This window comes from Paractinoplanes aksuensis, from assembly GCF_024137025.1.
In the GTDB taxonomy this organism is placed as follows: Bacteria; Actinomycetota; Actinomycetes; order Mycobacteriales; family Micromonosporaceae; genus Actinoplanes; species Actinoplanes aksuensis.
The window spans coordinates 1-2903 of sequence record NZ_JAMYJR010000083.1 but is presented as its reverse complement, the minus strand read 5'-3'; the positions used below and the strand labels follow the sequence as shown (position 1 = coordinate 2903).

Genomic DNA, 2903 nt, shown 5'->3' with positions numbered 1-2903 from the left:
CACGTTGAGTCCGGCGGCGTCCTACTCTCCCACACCCTCCCGAGTGCAGTACCATCGGCGCTGGAGGGCTTAGCTTCCGGGTTCGGAATGAGACCGGGCGTTTCCCCTCCGCTATGACCACCGAAACAGCTATCAGCGTGACGATCCAACCAACGAACACCAGCAGTTGCCGGCGTGCGGTTGTTCGTTTGCTGTGAATCACACAGTGGACGCGTTGAGCAAAAAGTTTAGGGTGGTTAAGCCCTCGGCCTATTAGTACCGGTCGACTGAACCAGTTACCTGGCTTACATCTCCGGCCTATCAACCCAATAGTCTCTTGGGAGCCTTACCCACTCAAGGTGGTGGGATACCTCATCTCGAAGCGAGCTTCCCGCTTAGATGCTTTCAGCGGTTATCCCTTCCGAACGTAGCCAACCAGCCGTGCCCCTGGCGGGACAACTGGCACACCAGAGGTTCGTCCGTCCCGGTCCTCTCGTACTAGGGACAGCCCTTCTCAAGTATCCAACGCGCACGGCGGATAGGGACCGAACTGTCTCACGACGTTCTAAACCCAGCTCGCGTACCGCTTTAATGGGCGAACAGCCCAACCCTTGGGACCTGCTACAGCCCCAGGATGCGACGAGCCGACATCGAGGTGCCAAACCATCCCGTCGATATGGACTCTTGGGGAAGATCAGCCTGTTATCCCCGGGGTACCTTTTATCCGTTGAGCGACACCGCTTCCACACGCAAGTGCCGGATCACTAGTCCCGACTTTCGTCCCTGCTCGACCTGTCAGTCTCACAGTCAAGCTCCCTTGTGCACTTACACTCAACACCTGATTGCCAACCAGGCTGAGGGAACCTTTGGGCGCCTCCGTTACCCTTTAGGAGGCAACCGCCCCAGTTAAACTACCCACCAGACACTGTCCCTCGACCCGATCAGGGCCGCAAGTTAGATACCCAAACCCAACAGAGTGGTATTTCAAGATTGCCTCCACCCGAACTGGCGTCCGAGCTTCACCGGCTCCCACCTATCCTACACAATTAAATTCGGATACCAATGTCAAGCTATAGTAAAGGTCCCGGGGTCTTTCCGTCCTGCCGCGCGTAACGAGCATCTTTACTCGTACTGCAATTTCGCCGGGCCTGTGGTTGAGACAGTGGGGAAGTCGTTACGCCATTCGTGCAGGTCGGAACTTACCCGACAAGGAATTTCGCTACCTTAGGATGGTTATAGTTACCACCGCCGTTTACTGGCGCTTAAGTTCTCCGCCTCGCCCCGAAGAGCTAACAGGTCCCCTTAACGTTCCAGCACCGGGCAGGCGTCAGTCCATATACATCGTCTTACGACTTGGCATGGACCTGTGTTTTTAGTAAACAGTCGCTTCCCCCTGCTCTCTGCGGCCATACCACGCTCCACCCGCAAAGGGGCTTCACGCGTCCGGCCCCCCTTCTCCCTAAGTTACGGGGGCAATTTGCCGAGTTCCTTAACCACAGTTCACCCGTCGCCTCGGTATTCTCTACCTGACCACCTGTGTCGGTTTAGGGTACGGGCCGCTCGGAACATCGCTAGAGGCTTTTCTCGGCAGCATAGGATCAATGACTTCACCTGAAACGGCTCGGCATCACGTCTCAACCTACATGTGTCACGGATTTGCCTATGACACGGTCTACACGCTTACCCCAGGACAACCACCGCCTGGGATCATCTACCTTCCTGCGTCACCCCATCACTAAACTACTACCCCACAAGGTCCCGGACTCCACCAGTTCAGACCGAAGTCGTCGCCGGCTTTGCGCGGTTAGTACATGAAGGTTCGTCTTGGGCGTTCCTTTGCGGGTACGGGAATATCAACCCGTTATCCATCGACTACGCCTCTCGGCCTCGCCTTAGGCCCCGACTCACCCAGGGCGGATTAGCCTGGCCCTGGAACCCTTGGTCATCCGGCGGAAGAGGTTCTCACTCTTCATTCGCTACTCATGCCTGCATTCTCACTCGTATGGCGTCCACGGCTAGATCACTCTGCCGCTTCACTCGCCATACGACGCTCCCCTACCCATCCACACCACTGCACGACTGAACCAAGTTCAGACGCGGATGAATGTGTGAATGCCACAGCTTCGGCGGTGTGCTTGAGCCCCGCTACATTGTCGGCGCAGAACCACTTGACCAGTGAGCTATTACGCACTCTTTAAAGGATGGCTGCTTCTAAGCCAACCTCCTGGTTGTCAATGCGATCCCACATCCTTTTCCACTTAGCACACGCTTAGGGGCCTTAGCTGGTGATCTGGGCTGTTTCCCTCTCGACTACGAAGCTTATCCCCCGCAGTCTCACTGCCGCGCTCTCACTTACCGGCATTCGGAGTTTAGCTGATTTCGGTAAGCTTGTAGGCCCCCTAGACCATCCAGTGCTCTACCTCCGGCAAGAAACACACGACGCTGCACCTAAATGCATTTCGGGGAGAACCAGCTATCACGGAGTTTGATTGGCCTTTCACCCCTAACCACAGGTCATCCCCCAACTTTTCAACGTTGGTGGGTTCGGTCCTCCACGCAGTCTTACCCACGCTTCAACCTGCCCATGGCTAGATCACCCCGCTTCGGGTCTAGAACACGCGACTAAAAACGCCCTATTCAGACTCGCTTTCGCTACGGCTACCCCACACAGGTTAACCTCGCCACGTGCCACTAACTCGCAGGCTCATTCTTCAAAAGGCACGCCATCACCCCGGAACCGAAGCTCCTAAGGCTCTGACGGATTGTAGGCGAACGGTTTCAGGTACTATTTCACTCCCCTCCCGGGGTACTTTTCACCATTCCCTCACGGTACTTGTCCGCTATCGGTCACCAGGAAGTATTCAGCCTTACCAGGTGGTCCTGGCAGATTCACAGCAGATTCTAGGAGTCCGCTGCTACTCGGG

At 56.1% G+C, this 2903-nt stretch carries 2 rRNA genes; both read right to left on the bottom strand.

Going from position 1 to position 2903, the window contains the following annotated elements:
* Positions 1 to 8 precede the first annotated feature (8 nt).
* Positions 9 to 125 (bottom strand): 5S ribosomal RNA (gene rrf, locus M1L60_RS46600).
* A gap of 107 nt (positions 126 to 232) precedes the next feature.
* Positions 233 to 2903: ribosomal RNA gene (locus M1L60_RS46595) — 23S ribosomal RNA — on the bottom strand; the annotation flags it as partial.